We start from the raw sequence: 22378 nt of genomic DNA, 5'->3' as shown, positions 1-22378 counted from the left end.
AGCGTGTGCTCAGGGGCGCCCCTGGCTGTGTCCTGCTGTGTTCCTCAGCGTTCCTCAGCGTCCCTCAGCGCAGCGCGGGCGGTGCCGCGTCCGCCGAGGTCCCCCAGTCCGAGGGCCGCGGGCCCACGGTGAGCGACAGCGAGCGGTGCGCGCGCAGTTCGGCGGTCGTCAGGTACGTCCGCCCGTACGGCGCCCCGTCCACGCGGGCCGCCTGGATGTAGCGGTCGGTGCCCGAGGTGCCGGGCGCGGTGATCGTGAGCCGGCCGTGCGGGTGGTACCGGCGGTCCAGGGTGAGGTCGACCCGGTCGAAGACCGGCGTGGACAGGCCCCAGGTGTCGTAGCCGGGCTGCACCGGGAAGACGCCGATCGAGGACAGCACCATCCAGGCGGACATGGTGCCGAGGTCGTCGTTGCCGGTCATGCCGGTCGGCGCGTCGGTGAACAGGGTCAGCGCGGCGTGCACGACGTCGGTGGTCTTCCAGGGCTGGCCGGTGGAGAGATAGGTGTAGGGGGCGATCAGGTCGGGTTCGTTCTGCGGGTTGTACTTGTCGGCGTTGTAGTAGGCGTACGGCCCGTTCACCCACACCTCGCGCGCGGTCTTCGCCGGGTCGGCGAGCAGCCGGTCGTAGGCGAAGAAGGAGTCGAGGCGGGCGTTCGCGGCCGCCTGGCCGCCGATCAGGCCGACCATTCCGGGGATGTCCTGCGGGACCAGCCACTGGTACTGCCAGGACGTGCCCTCGTGGAAGCCCTCGCTCTGCGCCGGGTCCGCCGGTCCGGTGAAGGCGCCGGAGGCGTCACGGGCGCGGAAGAAGCCGGTCGAGGGGTCGAAGACCTTCCGGTAGTTCTGGGCACGGGCGGCGTAGCGGGCCGCGTCGGCGCGGTGTCCGAGGTCCTCGGCCATCCGGGCGAGCATCGCGTCGGAGAGGGCGTACTCCAGCGTGGCGGACGCCCCGTGGTCGTAGTCGGAGTCGCCGGGCTTGGCGTGCGGGCGGCCCTTGACGTAGGGGGCGAAGCCGTTCGCGAGGTACTCCCGGTTCGCCTCGCGGCCCACGGCCGGCGAGTCGGCGGGCGGCACCCCGTCGGCGTTCTTCCGCAGCGCCCGGTACGCCCGCTCCTCGTAGCCGCCCAGCAGCCCCTGCTGGTAGGCGTTGGTCAGGAACGGGGTGACCGGGTCGCCGGTCATGATGTTCGTCTCGACCGTGCCGTAGCCCCACTTGGGCAGCCAGCCGCTCTCCTCGGCGATGTGGACGACGGAGACCGCCATGTCGCGCGCCTCGCGCGGGGCGAGCAGCGACAGCAGCTGGGACTGGGTGCGGTAGGTGTCCCACAGAGACCAGTTCTGGTAGTAGGTGAAGCCCTGGGCGCGGTGGATCCGCTGGTCCCAGCCGGTGTAGCGGCCGTCGGCATCGCTGCCGATGTTGGGCGCCAGGAACGACCGGTACAGCGAGGAGTAGAAGGTCCGCCGCAGGCCGTCGGCGCCCCCGCGCACCCGTACGTCGTCGAGGCGGTCCTCCCAGGCCCTGCCCGCCGCGCGGCGCACGGCGTCGAAGGACCGGCCGCCCTCGGCCCGCAGGTTGCCGGCCGCGCCGCGCGCGTCGACGTAGCTGAGGGCGGTGGTCGCCTCGACCGTGCGGTCCTTCGTCGTGTCGAACCGCACGTAGGCCCCGTCGGAGCCGCTCCGCGCGCCGTCGGTGACGGTGGAGCCGTCCCAGGTGCCGTACGCGGTGAAGGGCCGGTCGAAGTGCGTGATCGTGTGGAGGGTGTAGGCCTTGGTGTCCTGGCAGAAGCCGCGGCCGGTCAGGGTGGTGCGCACGGTGTGGTCGTCGAGGATCTCGACCTTCGTGGCCACCTTGGCGTGCAGCGACTGGCCCGCGTTCAGCAGGACGTCGGCCTTGGCGGTGGCGGGGAAGGTGTAGCGCTGCACGCCGGTGCGGGCGGTCGCGGTCAGTTCGGCCTCGATGCCGCTGTCCAGGCCCACCCGGTAGTAGCCGGGGCTCGCGCTCTCGTCGTCGTGGCCGAAGCCCGCCGCGTAGCGCGCGTAGTCGGTGGTGGTGACGTCCCCCGTGACCGGCAGTACCGGCAGGTCACCGCCGAGGCCGCAGCCCACGCCGGAGAGGTGGACCAGGGAGAAGCCGCGGATGTGGTCCTGGGCGTAGTCGTAGCCGGTGTTGTGCCCGGTGTCGGGGGAGAGCTGCACCATGCCGAAGGGCACGGCGGCGCCGGGGTAGGTGTTGCCCTCGTTCTGGGTGCCGATGAACGGGTCGACGAGATCGGTCAGGTGCGCGGCGGCGGACGGTCCGGCCTGTGCGCCGGACGGTGCGTCCTGAGCGGTGGCGGGGGCGGTGAGCAGCGCGGTCGCCGCCAGCGTCCCTGCCAGACCTAGGGCAAATTGCCGTGTCCATGTCATATAGACCTCTGTGGTCGGACGGTTCCGGGGATCGTTCCGGGGTCAGGAAAACGTTGTCATGGGTCAGCAGTGGGCATGACAACACGGAATCCGGCGGCCGTCCAGAGGTACGGCAGGGGGTGTTCGGCCCCTCGGGGTGGGCCGGGTCGTGGGCGCGGGCCCCGGGCGGGTCAGTCCGCCCGGACGGGCTCGCCCGGCTCGGCGGCCTTCGCGCGCTTGATCGCGGCGTCCCGCTTGCGGACGTACCAGATGCCGATCAGGCCGAGGCCGGCCCCGGCCAGGCAGGTCCACACCCACCAGGCGCGGCCGTGGTCGTGGAACCAGCCGTAGAAGGGCAGCTGGACGAGGAAGAGGACGAACCACACGATCGTGCCGCCGGTGATGGTGGCTACCACGGGGCCCTCCAGGGGCTCCGGCGCTTCGTGCTGGGGGGTCCACTTCGTCATGGGGGACAGCTTACGAGGCGGTCGCGGCGGCATGAAAAGTGGGCGAGAGTGGACGAAAGCAGCCAGAATCGGACCGGACCACCCGCTCTGACCGCCTGCCCGGACCACCCCGACCGTTCGGGCGGGGCCGGCCGGCGGGTGCGCGCCGCGTGACCGTGGCCGGAGAGGGCGGCCGGATTTTCGCGTCGTGAGAAATCTACGCGCGGAGATAGCGTGAGGGCCGTTCATACGTTCATACTGAAACCGTTTGCGTATGTCCACTTCCGTTCGTATGAAACTCCAAGAGAGACGCCGGCGGGGCTCGGGGGAACCCTGACGGTGATGAGGTCTTGCATGTCCACCTCGGCTCCCGCCAAGGTCCCCGCCCCCGAACAGCCGGGCGGTACGCCGTCCCTCGGCGCCCTGGACCGCTACTTCAGGATCACCGAACGCGGCAGCACTGTCGCCCGGGAGATCCGCGGCGGCTTCGCGACGTTCTTCGCGATGGCCTACATCATCGTGCTGAACCCGATCATCCTGAGCAGTGCCAGGGACATGTACGGGCACCACCTCGACAACGGGCAGCTCGTCACGGCCACCGCGCTCACCGCGGCCTTCACGACGCTGCTCATGGGTGTGATCGGCAACGTCCCGATCGCGCTCGCCGCCGGCCTCGGTGTCAACACCGTCGTCGCGCTGCAGCTCGCCCCCCGCATGTCCTGGCCGGACGCGATGGGCATGGTGGTGATCGCCGGCTTCGTCGTGATGCTGCTGGTGGCGACCGGCCTGCGCGAGCGCGTGATGAACGCGGTGCCCTACGGCCTGCGCAAGGCGATCTCCATCGGTATCGGCCTGTTCATCATGCTGATCGGCCTGGTGGACTCCGGCTTCGTCAGCCGTATTCCGGACATCGCCCACACCACCGTCCCGCTCCAGCTCGGCGGCGACGGTCACCTCAACGGCTGGCCGGTCCTGGTCTTCGTCCTCGGTGTCCTGCTGACCCTGGCGCTGATCGTGCGCAAGGTCTCCGGCGCGATCCTGATCTCCATCGTGTCGATGACCGTCCTCGCGGCGATCATCAACGCCGTCGCCAAGGTGCCGTCCTGGGGCCTGACCACCCCGAAGTGGCCCGGCAACCCGGTCTCCACCCCCGACTTCGGCCTGATCGGCCAGTTCAGCCTGTTCGGCGGATTCCACAAGGTGGGCGTGCTGACCGGCGTCCTCTTCGTCTTCACCGTCCTGCTGTCCTGCTTCTTCGACGCCATGGGCACGATCATGGGTGTCAGCGACGAGGCGAAGCTGACCGACGCCCAGGGCCAGATGCCCGGCATCAACAAGGTCCTGCTCGTCGACGGTCTCGCCGTCGCCGCCGGCGGTGCCAGCTCCTCCTCGGCCACCACCTGCTTCGTGGAGTCCACGGCGGGTGTCGGCGAGGGCGCCCGCACGGGTCTCGCGAACGTCGTCACCGGCGCCCTGTTCGCCGTCGCGCTGTTCCTCACCCCGGTCGCCACGATGGTCCCGTCCCAGGCCGCCACGCCCGCGCTGCTCGCGGTCGGCTTCCTGATCCTGGCCGGTTCGGTCCGGGAGATCGACTGGTCGGACTTCACCATCGCCATCCCGGCCTTCATCACCATGGTGATGATGCCGTTCACCTACTCGATCACGAACGGCATCGGCATGGGCTTCATCACCTTCGTGGTGCTGCGCCTGGCCGCCGGGCGCGGCCGCGAGATCCCGGTGGCGATGTACGTCGTCGCCGCGGTCTTCGGCTTCTACTACCTGATGCCGGCCCTCGGCCTGACCTGACCGGTCCGGCTCGGCCGCCCCTGGGCGCGGCCCGGCCGGCCGGTCCGGAGAGCCGGACGACGCGGGGTCACGTGAACCGTCACGTGACCCCGTAGAACTTCTCCGTCTCCTCGACGGCGGTCTGGAACCGCTCGTCGAAGTCGTCCCTGATGAGCGTGCGGACCACATAGTCCTGCACGCTCATTCCTCTTTTCGCCGCGTGGTGCCGGAGCCTTTCGAGCAGCTCCCCGTCTATCCGCAGGCTGAGCACACTGGTCCCCATGCGTACGAGGGTCGCCATATCAAGCCACCCCGCGTGTCGCTTTCGGGAACCGGCTCACTCTTACGGGTGACCAAATGATTCAGTGGCACGCGTCACGGGCATCCCGGCGCGTCCGGTTGGTCTTTAGTCAGAGTAATGAGTTACGCTAAAGACATGTCGGACCTCACCCATGGCGACGATGTTGCCGCCGTGAACTCCCTCCGCTCCGCCGTGATGCGGCTGTCCCGTCGGCTGAAGCACCAGCGCGTCGACGAGTCGCTGAGCCCCACCGAGATGTCGGTGCTCGGCACCCTGTCCAACTGCGGACAGGCCACGCCGGGCGAGCTCGCCCGCAAGGAGCACGTCCAGCCGCCGTCGATGACCCGCATCGTCGCGCTGCTCGAGGCCAAGGGACTGGTCCGGCTGGAGCCGCACCCCGAGGACCGGCGGCAGAAGGTCGTCACCCGGACCGAGCAGGCCGAGGCGATGCTCGAGGAGAGCCGCCGCAAGCGCAACGCGTTCCTGGCCGGCCTGGTCGAGGGCCTCGATGAGGACGAGTGGGCGAAACTGCGCGCCGCCGCCCCCGTGCTGGAGAAGCTCGCACATCTGTAAGGCGCACCACGAGGAGGCGAACCTTTTGAGTACGGGATCCGGAGCAGCTTCCGCCCCCGCACCGATCACTACGACCCCTGTTTCCCGCAGATCCTCCAGATCCTCGATGTTCGGCTCGCTGAAGATCCGCAACTACCGGTTGTTCTTCATCGGCCAGGTCGTCTCCAACACGGGCACCTGGATGCAGCGCATCGCCCAGGACTGGCTGGTCCTCAGCCTCACCGGATCCTCCGCGGCCGTCGGCATCACGACGGCCCTGCAGTTCCTGCCGATGCTGCTGTTCGGCCTCTACGGCGGCGTCCTCGTCGACCGGCTGCCCAAGCGACCCACGCTGCTGGCCACCCAGTCGGCCATGGCCCTCACCGGCCTCGCGCTCGCCGCCCTGACCCTCTCCGGACACGTGCAGGTCTGGCACGTCTACGTGGCCGCGTTCGCCGTCGGTCTCGCGACCGTCCTGGACAACCCGGCACGGCAGTCCTTCGTCTCCGAGATGGTCGGCCCCGACCAGCTGCAGAACGCGGTCAGCCTGAACTCGGCGAACTTCCAGTCCGCCCGGCTCGTCGGGCCCGCCGTCGCCGGCCTCATGATCACCGGCGTGGGCACCGGATGGGCGTTCCTGTTCAACGGGGTGTCCTTCGTGGCGCCCCTCGCCGGTCTGCTGCTCATGCGCGCCCGTGAACTGCACGTGGTCGAGCGCGCGCCGCGCGGCAAGGGCCAGCTCCGCGAGGGCCTGCGGCACGTCGCCGGGCGCCCGGAACTCGTCTGGCCGATCGTGCTCGTCGGGTTCATCGGCACCTTCGGCTTCAACTTCCCGGTGTGGCTGTCGGCCTACGCCGACGGCGTCTTCCACGCCGGTGCCGGGGCGTACAGCCTCTTCAACACCCTGATGGCCGTCGGCTCCCTCGGCGGCGCGCTGCTCGCCGCCCGGCGCGGCACGGCCAGGCTCCGGGTGCTGATCGGCGCCGCGCTCGCCTTCGGCGCGCTGGAGACCATGGCCTCGCTGGTGCCGTCGTACTGGCTGTTCGCGCTGCTCATGGTGCCCATCGGGGTCTTCGGCCTCACGGTCAACGTCACCGCGAACACCGCCGTGCAGATGGCCACCGACCCGGCCATGCGCGGCCGGGTGATGTCCCTGTTCCTGATGGTGTTCATGGGCGGCACGCCCCTCGGCGCACCGGTCGTCGGCTGGATCACCGACACCTACGGCCCCAAGGTCGGCTTCGCCTTCGGCGGCATCATCTCGGCCGTCGCGGCCGGCGTCATCGGCCTGGTCCTGGCCCGCGTCGGCGACCTGCGGCTCTGGGTGGGCTGGCACCACGGCCCGCGGGTGCGGTTCGTCCCGCGGGAGCGTGAGCGCGAGCGGGAGGCGCTGGCCGCGGTGGCGTGACGGGCCGGGCCGGAAGGGTGTTCTCCGGGGGGTGTTCTACAGCACCCTCCGGGCCAGCACCTGTCCCGGCCACGCGTCCTCGCCGAAGGTGAACGGCTCGGTCGCGATGAACCCGTTGGCCTCGTAGTAGGCGACCAGTCCGCGGTCGTCGCCCGCGTAGCAGTCCACGCGCAGCAGGGAGATCCCGGCCCGGCGGGTCTCCTCGGCCGCGTGGGCGAGCAGCGCGGCACCCGCGCCGCGGCCCTTGAAGCGGCGGTCCGAGGCGAGCAGGTGGATGTACCGCTCGGGCTCGTCCGCGGGCTCCAGATAGCTGCCGGGCCGGTCGTCGAGGGTGAGCGTGGCGGCCGGGACACCGTCCACCTCGGCGAAGTACGGGGTGCCCGTCGCCACGTACCGCTCGACCGTCTCTACCGCGCGCGGGTTCCGCGACCAGGGCTCGGTGCCCCACTGGCGGGTCCGGCCCTGTGAGACCAGCCACTCCACGGAGCTGTCGAGCATGCCGAGGATCAGGGGTACGTCCTCGGTGCCGCCCTTCCGGATGATGATCGACATGGGCCCATCATGCCCGGCCGGCGTCTGCGAGGGTGGGCACATGAGACTCTTCGCCGCAGTCCTCCCGCCGGACGCCGTCGCGGACGAACTCGCCGCCGAGGTGGCCCGGTTGAAGCGGCTGCCCGGTGCGGACCGGCTGCGCTGGACCGGCCGTCCCGGCTGGCACTTCACGCTCGCCTTCTACGGCGAGGTGGCCGACGAGCTCGTGCCCGGCCTGTCGGAGCGCCTGGCCCGCGCGGCGGCCCGGACGGATCCCTTCGCGCTCGCGGTCTCGGGCGGCGGCCAGTTCGGGCACGGCCGGGCCCTGTGGGCGGGTGCCTCCGGCGATCTGGAGAGCCTGCGGCTGCTGGCCGGACGCGCCGAGGCCGCGGCCCGCAGGGCGGGCCTGCCGATGGAGGAACACCGGCGCTACAAGGCCCATCTCACCGTGGCCCGCAGCCGGGACGCGGTGGACCCGCACCCTTACGTCGAGGCCCTCGCGGACTTCACCGGCAGCCGCTGGACGGTCACCGCTCTGACCCTGGTCCGCAGCAACCTGCCGCACTCGGGTGTGCCCGGCGAGCAGCCCCGGTACGAGGCGGTCGGCCGCTGGGCACTGGGCGCGGCCGGTTAGGCTCGTTCACGTGGACCCGAAAACCCGGAACCGGATCATGGCCGGTGCGCTTGTGCTCATGCTGGTGGTCGTCGCGGTGGCGGCGGCCGTCAGGTAGGGCTCGGCCGGCAGGGAGCGGGGAACCGTACGCGGTCGTCCGGCCGTGGGCCGGTGCGACCGGCCGTACGGCTCCCCGTTCCCCCTTTCGGGGCGTTGCGCGCGGGCCCGTGACTACCAGGCGAAGGCCTCCGGGGACGGCCCCGGCCCCGGGAAGATCTCGTCGAGGGAGCCGAGCAGCTCCTGGCTCAGCTCCAGCTCCGAGGCCCGCAGGGCGGACTCCAGCTGCTCCGCGGTGCGCGGGCCGACGATCGGGCCGGTCACCCCGGGCCGGGTCAGCAGCCACGCCAGGGCCACCTCGCCGGGCTCCAGGCCGTGCTTGTCCAGCAGGTCCTCGTACGACTGGATCCGCGCGCGCTTCTCCGCGTCGGCCAGGAAGTCCGCGGCGCGGCCGGAGGCGCGGCGCCCGCCCTGCACCTCCTTCCTGATCACTCCGCCGAGCACGCCGCCGTGCAGCGGGGACCAGGGGATGACCCCGAGGCCGTAGTCCTGCGCGGCCGGGATCACCTCCATCTCGGCGCGGCGCTCGGCCAGGTTGTACAGACACTGCTCGCTGACGAGGCCGATGGTGTTGCCGCGCCGGGCGGCGGTCTCGTTCGCCTGGGCGATCTTGTAGCCGGGGAAGTTGGAGGAACCGGCGTACAGGATCTTGCCCTGCGCGACGAGGACGTCGACGGCCTGCCAGATCTCGTCGAAGGGGGTGTTCCGGTCGATGTGGTGGAACTGGTAGACGTCGATGTAGTCGGTCTTCAGCCGCTTCAGGCTCGCGTCCACGGCCCGCCGGATGTTCAGCGCGGAGAGCCTGTCGAAGTTGGGCCAGACGTTGTCGCCCTCGGGCCCCATGTTGGCGTACACCTTGGTGGCCAGCACGGTCTTCTCGCGCCGGTCGCCGCCCTTGGCGAACCAGCTCCCGATGATCTCCTCGGTGCGGCCCTTGTTCTCACCCCATCCGTACACGTTGGCGGTGTCGAAGAAGTTGATGCCCGCGTCCAGCGCCGCGTCCATGATCGCGTGGCTGTCGGTCTCGTCCGTCTGCGGGCCGAAGTTCATGGTGCCGAGGACGAGTCGGCTGACCTTGAGTCCGGTGCGTCCTAGCTGCGTGTACTCCATGACCACTCAGCCAACGTCCTGGAGTGCGCTCAAGGCAAGCGTGTCGGGGGAGTTGTCGGTGGCGCGCCGTAGGGTGCGGGCAGTAGTGAACCCCAGGGAGACCTCCGTGCCCGTTCGTGCCCGGCTCTGTGCCACCGTTCCCGCGTCCCTGCCGCCGGAGGAGGGAGACGTCCCCGAGCTGTGCGGCCCGCCGGGACGCCGGCTGCTCGTCCGGCGCGGCGACGACGCGCTCGTGGTCCAGGCGCTCGACGACGGCTTCGCGCCGGTCGGCGGGCCTGTGCGCGTGCCCGCGCCCTGGCCCCGCCGGCGCGGCGGGTACGCGGTGTCGCCGGACGCGGGTCTGGTGGTGTTCGCGGGCGTCCACGCGGTACGGGCGGTGGAGCCGTCGGGCGCGACGCGGTGGGAGGTGCGGCACGGCTGCTGGTCCGGCCCCTGCCAGGAGGCGCACTCCTCCTACGACGACTACGCCGGACGCGACGACCACCGCTACCCCAAGCGCGGCTCGGCCGGGTTCTCGGCCGACGGGAAGACCGTCTGGGCGCATGTGAGCGGCCCGCTGTCCACGGACGGGCCGGGCGCGCAGGGGTACGAGGAGTGGCTGCTGCTGGACGCCGGTGACGGCCGGGTGCTGGCCAGGGCCGACACCCTGTCCGCGGCGGAGGGGAGCTTCCATCTGCCGCACCCCGCCGATCCGGCGCGGATGTGGCTGACCATCGGGGAGGGCCAGGACGGCTCGCCGCTGCGCGCGGGCCGCTTCGACGGCGAGGAGCTGGCCGTCGACCACATCGACGAGGACCTGGCCCTGATGAGCGTGAGTCCGTCGGGCGCGCGTCTGATGACCGTGGCCCACGACCAGGGCGCACTGGCCGTGCGGGACGGCCGCTGCCTGCTCCTGGACGGCCTGGAGTGGGACGCCTGCGTCGTCCCCCGGCATCCCGGAGCCGAGCCCGGCAACGACGAGGTGGAGGCGTTCTGGGACTGGGCGGGCGGCTTCCTCGACGAGACCACCCTGATCTGCTCGACCGTCGAGAGCGACGAGGAGTGGGGCGAGGGCCGGCACTGGATCGTCGCCACCACGGGCGGCGCGGGTGCGCCCGCCCTGGTCGAGTACCCGGTCCCGGTCGGCACGCGGGGCCCCACCGCCCTGGGCGACGGCCGCTGGTGGACGCTGTCGGACGCGGGCGACGAGCTGCTCGTGTGGGCACGGGAGCAGCCCGGGGAGTAGCCCGGGGGATGCCGGACCGGCCGGGGGCGCCGGAATGGCCCGGGGGCGGCGGACCTGCCGGGAGGCGGCGGACCGGCCGGGGGATGCCGGACCGGCCGGAGGACGGCGGACCGGCCCGGGGGACGGCGGGTGGTCAGTCCGTTCCCGCCGTGTACGGCCCGCCGATTCCCCACGCCTCGTGCATCGCCCCCGCGAACGCCTCCGCGATCCGGTGCTCCCCGCTCGCGTTGGGGTGCGTGCCGTCGTAGGTGTCGCTGTGGATGTCGTACGGCTCGGGCGGGGACGCCAGCAGCAGGGGGGAGCCGGGGGTGTCCAGGTCGGCGACCGTCTTGGCCAGCAGGGTGTTGAACAGGGCGACCTGCTCGGCGAAGGAGGGGTCCAGCTCGGCCCGGGTGTTCGGGATGACGGGCAGGAGCACCATGCGCACGCGCGGCCTGGCGGTGCGGGCGGCGTCGATGAAGGCCCGTACGTTCTCCGCCGTCTGCTCGGCGTTGGTGTAGAAGCCCAGGTCGATCAGGCCGAGGGAGACGAGCAGGACGTCGGCGCGGTGCCGCCGTACCGCCTCGCTGATCAGCGGGGCCATGTGCTGCCAGCCCTCGCCCCAGCCGGCCAGGTGGCCGCGGGGGAAGTCGGGGTCGGCGTACTCGTGCGACGTCGGAGCGTCCGCCGCCTTGTCGTACAGCGTCTCGCGGGGCCCGACGATCTGGAACGGGCCCTCGCAGGTCGCGCGCAGGTGCTGCCACATCCGGTAGCGCCAGGTGTGTTCACCCGCGCTTCCGATCGTCATGGAGTCACCGACGGGCATGAACCTGAGCATCCGCTCATGATGGACGATCTCCGAGGCGGCCCGCGACGGACGGAGTTGTGAGGCCCGCCACTGGCCCGGGTCCCGGCACCGCCCGCGAAGCCCGCGGCCAAGTGGGAGGCTTGGCGCATGCGCCGACCGTTCGCCCTGCTCGCCGGGGTCCTGCTCGCGGGGGCCTGTGCGCTGCCCGCTTCCGCCGCCGACGGCGGCTCTCCCGGGGACCAGGGATTCACCATCAAGGACCCGAAGATCACCGAGTCCAGCGGCCTGGCCGCCTCCCGCCTGCACCCCGGCGTCTACTGGACGCACAACGACAGCGACGACGGACCGTACATCTACGCGGTCGACAGCCGGACCGGGAAGACCGTCGCCACGGTGACCCTGCGGGGCATCGGCTCCCCGCGCGACGTCGAGGCCATCTCCGTCGGGCCGGACGACCAGATCTACGTCGGCGACATCGGTGACAACCTCGGCGGCAAGTGGCCGTACGTGTGGATCTACCGGCTGCCCGAGCCGAAGGTGCTCGAGGACCGCACGGTCACGGCGACGCAGTACGTCGTCAAGTACTCCGACGGGCCGCGCAACGCCGAGTCGATGGTCGTCGACCCGAAGACCGGGCGCGTGTACATCATCGACAAGAACGAGGACGGCGGACACCTCTACGAGGGCCCCGAGCGGCTCTCGGCCTCCGGCGCGAACATCTTCCGGCCCGTCGCCCCCGTCGACCTCTGGGCCACCGACGCCGCCCTCTCGCCGAACGGCCGGCAGCTCGCCGTGCGCGGCTACTTCGGTGGCATCTACTACGACTGGAACGGCGGCCGCATCAAGCGCGAGGGGCGGCTGAACGTGCCCCTCCAGGGGCAGGGGGAGTCCGTCTCGTACTCCCCCGACGGGACCCGGCTGCTGTTCGGCAGCGAGGGCGCCGACAGTGCGGTGCAGGCCCAGGACGCGCCCGAGGGGGCGGCGACCGCCTCCGAGTCCCCTTCCGCGAGCGGGAGTTCCGCTCCGGGTGGCGGCAGCGGCGGCCTGGGCGGCGGCGGGAACGTCACGACGGGCGCCGTCGTCGTCGCCGTCGGGGTCGCGGTCCTGTTCGGGGTACGGCGGCTGCGGCGCCGGGGGCGGGGATAGGGCGGCCCGGCACGCGAGAGGGCGCCCCGTGCGGTACGGGGCGCCCTCTCGTCCGTCAGCGGGAGGTCAGAGCTTCTCGATCACGTAGTCGACGCACTTCGTCAGCGCCTCGACGTCCGCCGGGTCGATCGCCGGGAACATCGCGACGCGCAGCTGGTTGCGGCCGAGCTTGCGGTACGGCTCGGTGTCGACGATGCCGTTGGCGCGCAGCGCCTTGGCGACGGCGGCCGCGTCGATCTCGTCGGCGAAGTCGATCGTGCCGATGACCTGCGAGCGCTCGGCCGGGTCGGCGACGAAGGGGTTGGCGTACTTGGACTCCTCCGCCCAGGTGTACAGACGGGTCGAGGAGTCCTTGGTGCGGGCCGTGGCGAAGTCCAGGCCGCCCTGGCCGTTGAGCCACTCCAGCTGCTCGTTCAGCAGGAAGAGGGTCGAGAGGGCCGGGGTGTTGTACGTCTGGTTCTTGCGGGAGTTGTCGATCGCCGTGGGGAGCGAGAAGAACTCCGGGATGTGCCGGCCGGAGGCGTGGATCCGCTCGGCGCGCTCGATCGCGGCCGGGGAGAAGACGCCGATCCACAGGCCGCCGTCGGAGGCGAAGGACTTCTGCGGGGCGAAGTAGTAGACGTCGGTCTCGGCGATGTCGACCGGGAGGCCGCCCGCGCCGCTCGTCGCGTCGACGAGGACCAGCGCGCCCTCGTCGGCCCCGGCCACGCGCGCGATCGGCATCGCGACACCGGTGGAGGTCTCGTTGTGGGTGAAGGCGTAGACGTCGGCGCCCGCCTCGGCCCGCGCCTGCGGGTGGGTGCCGGGGTCGGAGGTGATGACGGTCGGTTCGTCCAGCCACGGCGCGAGCTTCGCGGCCTTGGCGAACTTGGAGGAGAACTCGCCGAAGGTGAGGTGCTGGGACCTGTTCTCGATCAGGCCGGCCGTGGCGACGTCCCAGAACGCGGTCGAGCCGCCGTTGCCGAGGATCACCTCGTAGCCGTCGGGGAGGGAGAACAGGGAGCTGATGCCCTCGCGGACCCGGCCCACCAGGTTCTTGACCGGAGCCTGCCGGTGGGAGGTGCCCAGCAGGGAACTCCCGGTGGCGGCGAGCGCCTCCAGTGCCTCCGTGCGCACCTTGGAGGGGCCCGCGCCGAAGCGTCCGTCGGCGGGCATGATGTCAGCGGGGATCTCGATGTCGGCCACGATCCGGAGCGTATCGGCTGCGCGAAACCGGGCGAAGCCGTGTCCGTCGGATGAGACGAGATCGCCGAGTCCTGGACTTGTCGGGTTGTACGACGATTCCGGTCGGCTTGTGGACAAGTCCGGGTGACGGTGTGTGATCGGATGCATGCTGGACGCATGACGGATCACTCGGGGTTCGAAGCGGTCCGCCCGGCACTCGAGGCGGAGCTGCGGGCGGCCGTCCGGGGCGAGGTCGGCTTCGGCGCCACCGCCCGGGCGCTCGTGACGATGGACGCGTCCAACTACCGGCGGGTCCCGGCCGGGGTGGTGGCCCCGAGGGACGCCGACGACGTCGCGGCGGTGCTGGAGGTGTGCCGGGCGCACGGGGTGCCGGTGGTGGCGCGCGGCGGCGGTACGTCGATCGCCGGACAGGCGACCGGCACCGGGGTGGTACTGGATTTCACGCGGCACATGAACCGTCTGGTGGACCTGGACCCCGCGGCGCGCACGGCGGTGGTCCAGCCCGGTCTGGTCCTCGACCGCCTCCAGGAGGCCGCCGCCCCGCACGGCCTGCGCTTCGGTCCCGACCCGTCCACGCACGGCCGCTGCACCCTCGGCGGGATGATCGGCAACAACTCGTGCGGCGCCCACTCGGTCGCCTGGGGGACCACCGCGGACAACGTGCTCGGGCTGTCCGTGCTCACCGCGCGCGGTGAGCGGCTGCGGCCGGGCCCCGACTGGGCGGGCGCCCCCGACGGCCTGCGCGCCCTGGCGGAGAGCGAACTGGCCCGGCTGCGCACCTGCTTCCCCGACCTGCCCCGCCGCATCTCGGGTTACGCGCTGGACGCCCTGCTGCCCGAGCGCGGTGCCGATGTCGCCCGCTCCTTCTGCGGCTCCGAGGGCACCCTCGGCCTGCTCACGGAAGCGGTCGTCCGCCTGGTGGCGGACCCTCCCGCGCGCGCCTTGGCCGTGCTGGGGTACGCGGACGAGAGCGCCGCCGCCGAGGCCGCCGCCGGACTGCTGCCCTACGGTCCGCTCACCGTGGAGGGCATGGCGGCCGACCTGGTCCGCGCGCCGGCGCGGCTGCCCGGGGGCGGCGCCTGGCTGTTCGTGGAGACCGGCGGGCCCTCCCCCGCGCAGGCACGCGCGGACGCGGAGCGGATCGTGCGCGCCGCCGACGCGGTCGACGCGGCCGTGGTGACGGATCCGGCCGCCATGCGGGCCCTGTGGCGCGTCCGCGAGGACGCGGCGGGTACGGCCACCCGGATGCCGGACGGCTCGGAGGCGTGGCCCGGCTGGGAGGACTGCGCGGTGCCGCCCGCCCGGCTCGGCGCCTATCTGCGGGACTTCCGTGCCCTGCTCGCCGCCCACGGCCTGCGCGGCACTCCCTACGGCCACTTCGGGGACGGCTGCATCCACGTCCGCATCGACTTCGACCTGCTCACCGGGGCAGGCGTCGGCCGCTTCCGCCGCTTCTCCGTCGAACTGGCCGACCTGGTCGTCGCCCACGGCGGCTCGCTCTCCGGGGAGCACGGCGACGGCCAGGCCCGCGCGGAGCTCCTGCCGCGCATGTACGGCGAGGAGACGGTCCGGCTCTTCGAGCGGGTCAAGGCCCTCTGGGACCCCGAGGACCTGCTCAACCCCGGCATGCTGGTCCGCCCGGCCCCGCTGGACGCGAACCTGCGCTTCGCGGTGCTGCCGCGCCGCCCGGTGGACGTGGCCTTCGGCTACCCGGCCGACGGCGGCGACTTCCGCGCGGCCGTCCGCCGCTGCGTCGGCGTCGCCAAGTGCCGTACGACGGAGGCCACCGGACCCGCCGTCATGTGCCCGTCGTTCCGGGTGACCGGAGAGGAGGAGCACTCCACCCGCGGCCGTGCCCGCCTGCTGCACGAGATGCTCGCGGGCGAACTGATCACCGGCGGCTGGCGCTCCCCGGAGGTCCGTGACGCGCTGGACCTGTGCCTGTCCTGCAAGGGGTGCCGCTCGGACTGCCCGGTCGGTGTCGACATGGCCACCTACAAGGCGGAGTTCCTGCACCACCACTACGTCGGCCGGCGACGCCCGGCCGCCCACTACAGCATGGGCTCGCTGCCGGTGTGGCTGGCCGCCGTGGCCCGCACGCGGACGGCGCGACTCGTCAATCGGCTCGCGTCGGTGCCCCCGGCGGCGGCGCTGGGCAGACGGCTGGGCGGGATCGCGGCCGAGCGGGAGATCCCGCGGATCGCGACGGAGACGTTCAGCCGGTGGTGGGCGAAGAGGGCGCGGGACGGGAGCGGGCCGGGGAAGCCGGAGCGGTGGACGGGCGCGGGCGGGAACGGGGTCGGGTCCGGTGGGGGAACAGGCGGGCACGGGGCGGAGGTCGGTGCGGGAGGTGACGGGCAGGGGGCGGAGGTCGGTGCGGGAGGGGACGGGTACGGGGCCGGTACGGGGGAGCGGGCCGGGGAGCTGGTCGTGCTGTGGCCCGACACCTTCACCGAGCATCTGTCGCCGTCCGTCGGCCGCGCGGCCGTCCGGGTGCTGGAGGCGGCCGGGCTGCGCGTGGCTCTCCCGCCGACGCTGCTGCCGGGGAGGGGGCGGATCGGGGACGGCGGATCGAAGTCGGCGGCCGCGCTGTTCACCTCCCGCCGCGGCCGGGTGTGCTGCGGACTGACCTACCTCTCCACCGGCCGGCTCGACCGCGCCCGCGCGGTCCTGCGGCGCACCCTCGACCTGATGGAACCGGTGCTGGCGGCCGGGGTGCCGGTCGTCGTGCTGGAACCGAGCTGTGCGGCGGCCCTCCGCTCCGACCTGCCCGAACTGCTCGGGGACGACCCCCGGGCGGCCCGGCTCGCGGCGGCGGTCCGCACCTTCGCCGAGACGCTGGAACGGCACGCCCCGCACTGGACCCCGCCCGTCCTGGACCGTCCCGTCGCCGGTCAGACCCACTGCCACCAGCACGCGGTCCTCGGTGACAGCGCCGACCGCGGACTGCGTGAGGCGGCGGGCCTCACCGGTGAACTGGCCGGCGGCTGCTGCGGCCTCGCGGGCAACTTCGGTTTCGAGAAGGGGCACTTCGAGGTGTCCCGGGCCTGCGCGGAGGAACGACTGCTGCCCTCCGTACGGGACGCGCCCCCGGAGACGGTCGTCCTGGCGGACGGCTTCTCCTGCCGCACCCAGCTGGAGCAACTGGCCGGAGCGCGCGGACGGCACCTGGCGGAGGTCCTGGCGGAAGGCCTGGACCGGGCGGACCGGGCGGACCGCGTGGACCGGGCGGACACAGCGGAGGGGGCGGCAGGGGCCGAGGAGGACGGGGAGAACGGAGCGAGCGGAGCGGAGGGGGCGGAGAAATGAGCGGGCGTGAGGCGGGCGGGGGCGAAGTGGGCGGGGACCAGATGGCCCGGGACCGGGCGGCGGAGGACCGGCCGGGTGAGGAGTACGGCAGGCTGGCGGTGCTCTCCGACATCCACGGGGTGCTGCCGGCCCTGGAGACGGTGCTGGCGGAGCCCGAGGTGGCCGCCGCCGACCGGATCGTCCTCACCGGCGACATCGCGGCCGGACCGCAGCCCGCCGAGGTGCTGGACCTGCTGTGCGGGCTGGGCGAGCGGGTGCTGTGGATCGGCGGCAACGCGGACCGGGAGCTGGTGGAGTACCGGCGGGGGCTGCGCACGGAGATCCCGGACCCCATCGGCCCGTTCGCCGCGAGGGCCCTGCGCGAGGACCAGGTGGAGCTCCTCGCCGCCCTGCCGCGGACCCGCACCCTGCGCGTCCGGGGCCTGGGGGAGGTGCTGTTCTGCCACGCGACCCCGCGCGACGACGAGGAGATGGTCCTGGTCGACTCGCGCCCGGCCCGCTGGGCCGAGGTCCTCGACGGCGTGCCTCCCGGCATCGGGACCGTCGTCTGCGGCCACACCCACATGCCGTACGTCCGCCTGGCGCGGGGCCGCCTGGTGGTCAACCCGGGCAGCGTGGGCATGCCGTACGGCCGCCCCGGCGCCCACTGGTGCCTCCTCGGCCCCGGCACCGACCTGCGCGTGACGCCGTACGACATCCCGGCGGCGATCGCCCGTGTCACCGCCGGGTGCGCCTACCCGGACATCGCCGAATGGACCGGTTACTTCCTGCACGCCCGCGCGACGGACACGGAGGTGCTGGAGGCCTGGGGCCCGAAGGACGGGAGGGAAAGAGCCTAGGTCCTGTCGTCGCAGAGCAGGCGGGAGTTTGACGACAGGGTCTAGAGGGGTGTCTCTCCCGGACGCCGCGGCCTGATCCACGAAGATCGAAGAGACACCTCCTGGGGTGACCAGGAGGCGACCCCGGAGGAGTGCGCGCATGACCCTGACCCTGCGGCCCATCACCCGCGCCGAGCACCTGGACTTCGTGGCCGGGCTGCCGTCCGTCAGCCATATGCAGGTGCCGTCGTGGGGAGACGTGAAGCCCGACTGGCAGGCGGAGAGCCTCGGGTGGTTCGAGGCGGACGGCCGGCTCGTCGGGGCGGGGCTCGTGCTGCTGCGGCCGCTGCCCAAGGTGAAGCGCTACCTGGCCTATCTGCCGGAGGGCCCGGTCATCGACTGGCACGCGCCCGACCTCGGGCGCTGGCTCGACCCGCTGCTCGCCCACCTCGAACGCCGGGGCGCCTTCTCGGTGAAGATGGGGCCGCCCGTGGTCCTGCGGCGGTGGAGCCCCGAGGCGGTCAAGGCGGCGATCGCCGACCCGGCGGCGCGCAGGCTGCGGGACGCCGAGGCGACGTCGCACGAGCCGCGCGCCGGGGAGCTGGAGAAGCGACTGAGCCGGTTGGGCTGGCGGCAGGCCGGGCCCGGCGGCGAGGAGGGGTTCGCGGCCGGACAGCCCCGGTACGTGAGCCAGGTCCCGTTCGCCGGGCGCACGCTGGAGGACGTGCACCGCGGGCTCAACCAGCAGTGGCGGCGCAACATCAAGAAGGCCGAGAAGGCGGGAGTCACCGTCGAGCGCGGGGGCTACGACGATCTGCCCGTCTTCTACGGCCTCTACCAGGAGACCGCCGAGCGCGACCGGTTCGTCCCGCGCCCGCTGCCGTACTTCCAGCGCATGTGGACGGCGCTGGCCGCCGAGGACCCGGACCGGATGCGGCTGTACCTGGCCCGGCACGACGGCGAGGTGCTGGCCGCGGCGACGATGCTGATCGTCGGTGGCCACGTCTGGTACTCCTACGGCGCCTCCACCAGCCGCAGGCGCGAGGTCCAGCCCAACAACGCCATGCAGTGGCGGATGATGGCCGACGCCCACGAACTGGGCGCCCACGTCTACGACTTCCGCGGTATCACCGACACCCTGGAGGAGTCGAACCACCTGCTCGGACTGCTCCGCTTCAAGGTGGGCGCGGGCGGCGAGGCGGTGGAGTACGTGGGCGAGTGGGACTACCCGATCAACCGCCTGCTGCACAAGGCGTTCGAGATCTACATGGCCCGCCGCTGAGCGTCCCGCCCCGGCGCGTCCCGCCCCCGCGCCTCGCGCGCGTCCGGTGCGTCACGCCGGTCCCGGGCGTCTTGTGGGCCCCGCCGTCTCACCGGGACGGTCCCGCGGCGGGCACTCCGTGGACCCGGCAGGCGACGACCGCCAGCTGGACCTGGTTGGTCGCGCCGGTCTTGGCCCGGATGCGCCGCAGGTAGGTGTCCACGGTGTGCCGGCTCAGCTGGAGCCGGCGGGCGATGGCCGCGTAGCCGGCCCCCTGGACGAGGAGTTCCAGGATCTGCAGCTCCCGGGGGCTGAACACCGTTTCGGCGGGGGCGTCGGCGATTGCTCGGGACATCGGGGCGTCTCCTTGGCGTAGGGCCGGTGGCGGGGCGGCGGGGCGGTGGTGTCGGCGGGCGGTTCTCACGTCAGGGGCTTGCAGAGCGGGAGGTCGCAGCTGCCGCCCCAGGCGGTGTCGTACGCGCTGACCTGGCCGTCGTCCCCGGCCGCGATGCTCGTCAGGCCGTCCCGGCCGTGCTGTCCGGTCGTGGCCAGGACGGAGGCCGTGCCGCCGAGCAGGGCGGCGAGCAGGGCGGAGAGGGCGAGCAGGCGCTTCATGGGACGTCCTCCAGAACGAAGACCGGTGCGGATACGGGTGGTACGCGGCCACCGGAACGCGGACCAGCGAGTGATCCACAACGCCCCGGCGGCGTGCACCTAGCATGTCGACCAGGGGAGGCGGAATTCCATGCCGTGCCCACCTCACCAACTTCGCTGGCAGCAAGATGACTGGGGGACAAAGTGGGCATCTCGATCGATATGGCGGGTCAGACGGTGGATGCCGCTCCCGACCCGGTCGACGCCGCGGCCTACGCCTGGGTGGTGGAGCACGGCCGTGCGGACCCCGACGCCCTCGCCGCGCACCTCGAACGGCTCGGGCTCGATCCGCGGGCCGCGAAGGAGTCGCTGGCCAGGCTGACCGACTGGCACCTCGTCCGTCCAGATCCCCAGGACCCCGCCCGGATCCACGCGCGGGAGCCGCAGGCCGCGGCCGACGCCGCCTGCGCCCCCATCGAGGCCCTGATAGCGCGTTCCCAGGCGGAGATGGCGCGCAGCCGGGCCCGCACGGCCGCCTTCCTGCCCCACTATCTCGACGCCGCCCGGGACCACGCGCCCGGGCAGGGGGTCGAGGTCATCACTCATCTGCCCGACGTACGCGCGGCGTTGGAGCGGGCGTCCGCGGAGTGCACCAGCGAGGTGCTGGCCAGCCAGCCGGGCGGCTCCCGCGTTCCCGAGGCCATGCAGGAGGCGCTGCGCCGCGACCACGCGCTGCTCTCCCGGGGCGTGCGGATGCGCACCCTGTATCACCACACGGCGCGCTTCAACGGCCCCAGCCAGGCCTACGTGGAGGCGGCGTCCGAGCTGGGCGCCGAGTACCGGACCGCGCACCAGCTGTTCGGCCGCCTCATCGTCTTCGACCGCGAGACGGCCTTCGTCCCGCTCAACGACGGTTCCTGGGGTGCGGTGGTCGTACGGCAGGAAGCCCTGGTGGCCTATCTGTGCGAGGTCTTCGAGCAGACCTGGGCGCTGGCGCAGCCGTTCGTCTCGGCCGCGGAGGAGGGGCTGGAGCTCGTCGCGCAGGAGATCGACCGCACCATCCTCCGCCTGCTGGCGGCCGGCCTGAAGGACGAGGCGATCGCGCGCCGGGTGGGCCTGTCCCTGCGGACGGCGCGCCGCCACATCGCCGACATCATGGAACAGCTCGGCGCCGAGAGCCGCTTCCAGGCCGGGGCCGCCGCGATGCGCGCCGGCCTGCTCGACGACTGAGCCCGCCGGGGCCGCGCGGCCGCCCGTCCCCCGGGCGCTTCCGTCCCGCAGCCGCAGCCGCAGCCGCAGCCGCAGCCGCAGCCGCAGCCGCAGCCGCAGCCGCAGCCGCAGCCGCAGCCGTAACCCCGCCCCCGCCCCCGCCCCCGCCCGCGCCCCTGGCCCCGCTCCGCTCCGCCCCGCCCCCGGACCCGCCTCCGCCCCTGCCCCGGACGGATTCGCGTGTCACGGAGGTTCGTGACCGGGGCCCCGGTACCGGTCGTTCGTGACTTTCCGTCATGCCGTCGTCGCAGCAGGATTCATACCAGCGAACGGGAGAACCGGAGCGGGACGGGACGAGGAGCGGAGGTGACGGCCATGCAGTGGGAACAGGAACCCGGCGGGACGACCGGACACGGCGACCCGATGCGTGAGGTGGCCGGCTTCATCCGCGCCCATCTCGGCCGGGGGCCGGCGCTGCTGTGGACGGAGTACGAACCGCCCGTCGGCAGTGACCCGGCACCCCAGGACGCGGCGAGGGCCCTGGCCCACGCGCTGCGCCCGCTGCTCGACCGTACGGTGCGCATCGCGTCGTCCGCCCCCGGGCACGACCGCGGACAGGGCGGCCCGTCCGGGCCGGCCGGTCACGACGTGCTGCTGCTCCAGCGGCGGGCCGCGAGCGATGTCCTGCTCGCCCGGCCGTCCGGTCCCGGCTCCCGGTCGACGGCCGTGCGTCTGCGCGGCGGGCAGTGTCTGCTGCTGCCCCGCCAGTGGAGTTACACGCTGGACCGGCGGACCGCCGTGCGGCCCGTGGTCCTGCACCTCTCGTCCGGCGACCCCGACACCCCGGTGTGTGGCCGGCCGCGCTGAGCGCCCCTCCCCGAACCTCCGGTGCCCGATCCGCCGTCCGGCGATCCCGGGTGTCCGGCCGCTCCACCCTGCCTTTCCCTGCTGTTCCTCAACTCACCATCACAAGAAAGAGGTTGTTCCATGGACATCGAGGTCACCAAGCTCGCGGGTGTCGTTCGTCGTGCGGGTCTGTCCGTGGCGGTCGCCGCGGCGATCGGTGGTGCGGTCTTCGGTCCGGCCGCCGCCGCGCAGGCCTCCCCGCAGCCCGCGACCGCCGCGTCGTCCGGTCCGATCACCCCGGACGCCTGCGGCGGTTGCTACCCCGACGTCATCTGATCCGGTTCCCCCGACCGCGTGCCCGCCCCGCCGTCCGGCGGTTCCGGGGGTCCGCGTCCGGCTGCTCCACCCTGCTGTTCCTCAACTCACCATCACAAGAAAGAGGTTGTTCCATGGACATCGAGGTCACCAAGCTCGCGGGTGTCGTTCGTCGTGCGGGTCTGTCCGTGGCGGTCGCCGCGGCGATCGGTGGTGCGGTCTTCGGTCCCGCCGCCGCCGCGCAGGCCTCCCCGCAGCCCGCGACCGCCGCGTCGTCCGGTCCGATCACCCCGGACGCCTGCGGCGGCTGCTACCCCGACGTCATCTGATCCGGCTGGACCTTCCGCTCCATCCGATCCATCCGGGCCCGCGGGTCCGCCGGCACCCCGGCCGGCGGACCCGCCCTCGGCCGCGACGCACCCCCGCGCCGCGCT

General features: G+C 72.8%; 22 protein-coding genes. 13 read left to right on the top strand and 9 right to left on the bottom strand.

The window, feature by feature from the left end:
* Positions 1-64: 64 nt before the first annotated feature.
* Entirely contained in the window at positions 65-2407 is a 2343-nt protein-coding gene (locus tag ACIPRD_RS23205) for a GH92 family glycosyl hydrolase (RefSeq protein WP_401565580.1), read from the bottom strand.
* Positions 2408-2577: 170 nt separating this feature from the next.
* Entirely contained in the window at positions 2578-2853 is a 276-nt protein-coding gene (locus tag ACIPRD_RS23200) for a DUF2530 domain-containing protein (RefSeq protein ID WP_356404665.1), read from the bottom strand.
* A gap of 333 nt (positions 2854-3186) precedes the next feature.
* On the opposite strand from ACIPRD_RS23200, the gene ACIPRD_RS23195 reads away from it, so the two are divergent.
* A complete protein-coding gene (locus tag ACIPRD_RS23195) occupies positions 3187-4638 on the top strand; it encodes an NCS2 family permease (protein WP_356404667.1) in 1452 nt (483 codons plus the stop codon).
* 79 nt (positions 4639-4717) lie between these two features.
* Here ACIPRD_RS23195 and ACIPRD_RS23190 read toward each other — a convergent pair whose 3' ends face one another.
* On the bottom strand, positions 4718-4900 hold the full coding sequence (locus tag ACIPRD_RS23190) for a ribbon-helix-helix protein, CopG family (RefSeq protein WP_015659639.1): 183 nt from the start codon (positions 4898-4900) through the stop codon (positions 4718-4720).
* A gap of 153 nt (positions 4901-5053) precedes the next feature.
* On the opposite strand from ACIPRD_RS23190, the gene ACIPRD_RS23185 reads away from it, so the two are divergent.
* Positions 5054-5491, top strand: a complete 438-nt coding sequence (locus tag ACIPRD_RS23185) for a MarR family transcriptional regulator (RefSeq protein WP_356404669.1) — start codon at positions 5054-5056, stop codon at positions 5489-5491.
* 25 nt (positions 5492-5516) lie between these two features.
* Positions 5517-6878, top strand: coding sequence for an MFS transporter (locus ACIPRD_RS23180; protein ID WP_356404671.1), 1362 nt, complete (start codon positions 5517-5519; stop codon positions 6876-6878).
* Positions 6879-6914: 36 nt separating this feature from the next.
* Here the strand turns inward: ACIPRD_RS23180 and ACIPRD_RS23175 are convergent, their stop codons facing one another.
* Positions 6915-7430 carry a GNAT family N-acetyltransferase gene (locus ACIPRD_RS23175; RefSeq protein WP_356404673.1) on the bottom strand — a complete coding sequence of 172 codons (516 nt, stop codon included), beginning with the start codon at positions 7428-7430 and terminating at the stop codon, positions 6915-6917.
* Positions 7431-7470: 40 nt separating this feature from the next.
* Here ACIPRD_RS23175 and thpR point away from each other — a divergent pair, with 40 nt between their 5' ends.
* Positions 7471-8043, top strand: a complete 573-nt coding sequence (thpR, locus tag ACIPRD_RS23170; RefSeq protein WP_401565575.1) for an RNA 2',3'-cyclic phosphodiesterase — start codon at positions 7471-7473, stop codon at positions 8041-8043.
* Between the two features lie 210 nt (positions 8044-8253).
* On the opposite strand, the gene ACIPRD_RS23165 is transcribed toward thpR, so the two are convergent.
* Positions 8254-9249: an aldo/keto reductase gene (locus tag ACIPRD_RS23165; protein ID WP_401565572.1), complete on the bottom strand. Its 996-nt coding sequence runs from the start codon at positions 9247-9249 to the stop codon at positions 8254-8256.
* Positions 9250-9355: 106 nt separating this feature from the next.
* On the opposite strand from ACIPRD_RS23165, the gene ACIPRD_RS23160 reads away from it, so the two are divergent.
* Positions 9356-10474 carry a hypothetical protein gene (locus ACIPRD_RS23160; RefSeq protein WP_401565569.1) on the top strand — a complete coding sequence of 373 codons (1119 nt, stop codon included), beginning with the start codon at positions 9356-9358 and terminating at the stop codon, positions 10472-10474.
* A 133-nt stretch (positions 10475-10607) separates the two neighbouring features.
* On the opposite strand, the gene ACIPRD_RS23155 is transcribed toward ACIPRD_RS23160, so the two are convergent.
* On the bottom strand, positions 10608-11291 hold the full coding sequence (locus ACIPRD_RS23155) for an SGNH/GDSL hydrolase family protein (protein WP_401565567.1): 684 nt from the start codon (positions 11289-11291) through the stop codon (positions 10608-10610).
* A gap of 117 nt (positions 11292-11408) precedes the next feature.
* Here ACIPRD_RS23155 and ACIPRD_RS23150 point away from each other — a divergent pair, with 117 nt between their 5' ends.
* Positions 11409-12407, top strand: coding sequence for a WD40 repeat domain-containing protein (locus ACIPRD_RS23150; RefSeq protein ID WP_401565564.1), 999 nt, complete (start codon positions 11409-11411; stop codon positions 12405-12407).
* A gap of 66 nt (positions 12408-12473) precedes the next feature.
* On the opposite strand, the gene serC is transcribed toward ACIPRD_RS23150, so the two are convergent.
* Entirely contained in the window at positions 12474-13592 is a 1119-nt protein-coding gene (gene serC, locus ACIPRD_RS23145) for a phosphoserine transaminase (protein ID WP_356404685.1), read from the bottom strand.
* Between the two features lie 156 nt (positions 13593-13748).
* Between serC and ACIPRD_RS23140 the strand changes: the two genes are divergently transcribed.
* From ACIPRD_RS23140 to ACIPRD_RS23130, 3 genes are all read left to right on the top strand, one after another.
* Positions 13749-16901 (top strand): FAD-binding and (Fe-S)-binding domain-containing protein, encoded by a 3153-nt coding sequence (locus ACIPRD_RS23140; protein WP_401565562.1) that lies wholly within the window; start codon positions 13749-13751, stop codon positions 16899-16901.
* Positions 16902-16942: 41 nt separating this feature from the next.
* Entirely contained in the window at positions 16943-17740 is a 798-nt protein-coding gene (locus ACIPRD_RS23135; protein WP_401565803.1) for a metallophosphoesterase family protein, read from the top strand.
* A gap of 139 nt (positions 17741-17879) precedes the next feature.
* Complete coding sequence (locus ACIPRD_RS23130; RefSeq protein WP_401565559.1) at positions 17880-19001, top strand: lipid II:glycine glycyltransferase FemX; 1122 nt, start codon at positions 17880-17882, stop codon at positions 18999-19001.
* An 88-nt stretch (positions 19002-19089) separates the two neighbouring features.
* Here ACIPRD_RS23130 and ACIPRD_RS23125 read toward each other — a convergent pair whose 3' ends face one another.
* Positions 19090-19335, bottom strand: coding sequence for a helix-turn-helix transcriptional regulator (locus tag ACIPRD_RS23125; RefSeq protein ID WP_356404694.1), 246 nt, complete (start codon positions 19333-19335; stop codon positions 19090-19092).
* Positions 19336-19400: 65 nt separating this feature from the next.
* Positions 19401-19595 carry a hypothetical protein gene (locus ACIPRD_RS23120; RefSeq protein ID WP_356404696.1) on the bottom strand — a complete coding sequence of 65 codons (195 nt, stop codon included), beginning with the start codon at positions 19593-19595 and terminating at the stop codon, positions 19401-19403.
* A 201-nt stretch (positions 19596-19796) separates the two neighbouring features.
* Here ACIPRD_RS23120 and ACIPRD_RS23115 point away from each other — a divergent pair, with 201 nt between their 5' ends.
* The 4 genes from ACIPRD_RS23115 (at position 19797) to ACIPRD_RS23100 (ending at position 22273) form a co-directional block, all read left to right on the top strand.
* Positions 19797-20804, top strand: a complete 1008-nt coding sequence (locus tag ACIPRD_RS23115; protein WP_356404698.1) for a helix-turn-helix transcriptional regulator — start codon at positions 19797-19799, stop codon at positions 20802-20804.
* 345 nt (positions 20805-21149) lie between these two features.
* Positions 21150-21650, top strand: coding sequence for a hypothetical protein (locus ACIPRD_RS23110; RefSeq protein WP_356404700.1), 501 nt, complete (start codon positions 21150-21152; stop codon positions 21648-21650).
* A 120-nt stretch (positions 21651-21770) separates the two neighbouring features.
* Positions 21771-21965, top strand: a complete 195-nt coding sequence (locus ACIPRD_RS23105) for a hypothetical protein (protein WP_356404702.1) — start codon at positions 21771-21773, stop codon at positions 21963-21965.
* A 113-nt stretch (positions 21966-22078) separates the two neighbouring features.
* A complete protein-coding gene (locus ACIPRD_RS23100; RefSeq protein WP_356404702.1) occupies positions 22079-22273 on the top strand; it encodes a hypothetical protein in 195 nt (64 codons plus the stop codon).
* The last annotated feature ends 105 nt before the right edge of the window (positions 22274-22378 follow it).

The sequence above is a fragment of the Streptomyces sp. NPDC090108 genome (assembly GCF_044747185.1).
GTDB lineage: Bacteria > Actinomycetota > Actinomycetes > Streptomycetales > Streptomycetaceae > Streptomyces.
This window is presented reverse-complemented; position numbering and strand designations above follow the sequence as displayed.